Source organism: Actomonas spartinae, assembly GCF_051209155.1.
Classification (GTDB): domain Bacteria; phylum Verrucomicrobiota; class Verrucomicrobiia; order Opitutales; family Opitutaceae; genus Actomonas.
This window is the reverse complement of record NZ_JBPJGB010000016.1, coordinates 1-1290: the sequence shown is the minus strand read 5'-3', so window position 1 is coordinate 1290 and position 1290 is coordinate 1. Positions and strand designations below refer to the sequence as shown.

Genomic DNA, 1290 nt, shown 5'->3' with positions numbered 1-1290 from the left:
TTCTTCCGCTGAGCGGTTGCTGGCACGAAGAAGGTAGCGAAACGCTGAAAGGCAGGCGGATTCCTGCCCTACTCGATCCGACCTTCGTCGAAATCGATCAAGTCGGGCACGCTGATGATTTCACCCATGCGGTCGCTGCACCCCATGTTGTCGAAGGCTTCGGCCAGGAACGAGCGGCCCGCCGTCGCCATGGCCGGTTGCACGAGTTCGCGGTGAAGGGTTTGTTCGCCGCCCGGGGTCCTTACCTGCCGTCCCCTGTCCCCATGAAGATCCTGCATTCCCTCCCGACCTTGATCTCGCTGGGGCCCCTTCCTGCCCGGTCCGGCCAATTGCCCCCCGACCATCTCCGCGTCGAAACCACCCGCAGTCTGTTTCCCCGACCAGGCGTTTGCCAAGGAAACCCCGTTTGCGGTCCGGGCGCCATGTCCTGAACACCAACCTTACCACTCCGGCCTGCGACCTTTCGTCGCCGCCGTCTGAAACTCCGCCCCATGCCTGCTTTTCTCCGCCTGATTCTCTCCGCCTTTGGCGCCTCGGCTGCCCTGCTTTGCGCCCAGGAAGCGAAACCCTACCGACTCTTTGTTGGCGTCGACCTCCTGCTCAAGGGCGATTCCGACGCGGAGGGCTATCGCCGCGTCGACGCGATCACATCCAACCAAGCGATCATCGACGAACCCGGGCGCCCCGCCGTTCCGCTGCGCGACACAGGCAGTTTCAGTTGGAAACACCTGACCAAGATCAGCCGCGCGCCGATCACGATCACAGACTTCGAGCAGCACCGCGCCTACACCCTGCGCAACGACAAGAAGATGCACTACATGTCGACGCAGAACAACATGGCCATTTACCAGCAGGAGAAGGCCGACGCCGCTCGGCTGGAGGCCAGTGAAGCCCGGTTTTCCCAGCAAATCGCCCGCTCGGTCTACGTGGCTCAGGAAAACGACAAAGTATCCCGGGCCGGTCTCGAGGGTGGACCGCCCGAAGGGTATGTCGCCGGCGGCCGCGGCGGCATGGACTTCAACAATCCGGTGGCGGATGGCTTCATGAGCGATGTCGCTGCGGACCTCCGCCAGGCCGATGCCGGCGTGATTGAAGCCACCGACAACATGGCCGATGCCCTGCTCGACGTCGCCTCCCGCACCGCCGACCCCACCATGCTGGACCGGATGCAGGGCGTGGAGGAAGGCGAAGGCGCCGACGTCATGGAGCTCACGTTTTCGGTCTCCTCACCCGAACCCATCGCCGATGCCTATGTCGTGGTCATGGGCGCGATCAAGCAAGGCGAGGAGG

Annotated in this window: 2 protein-coding genes; both read left to right on the top strand. The window is 63.6% G+C overall.

Annotated elements, in window-relative coordinates:
• Positions 1–431: hypothetical protein (locus AC0MRV_RS20875; RefSeq protein WP_472766463.1), on the top strand; the 431-nt coding region annotated here is incomplete at its 5' end.
• Between the two features lie 60 nt (positions 432–491).
• The coding region (locus AC0MRV_RS20870) for a hypothetical protein (RefSeq protein ID WP_472766462.1) at positions 492–1290 on the top strand (799 nt) is incomplete at its 3' end.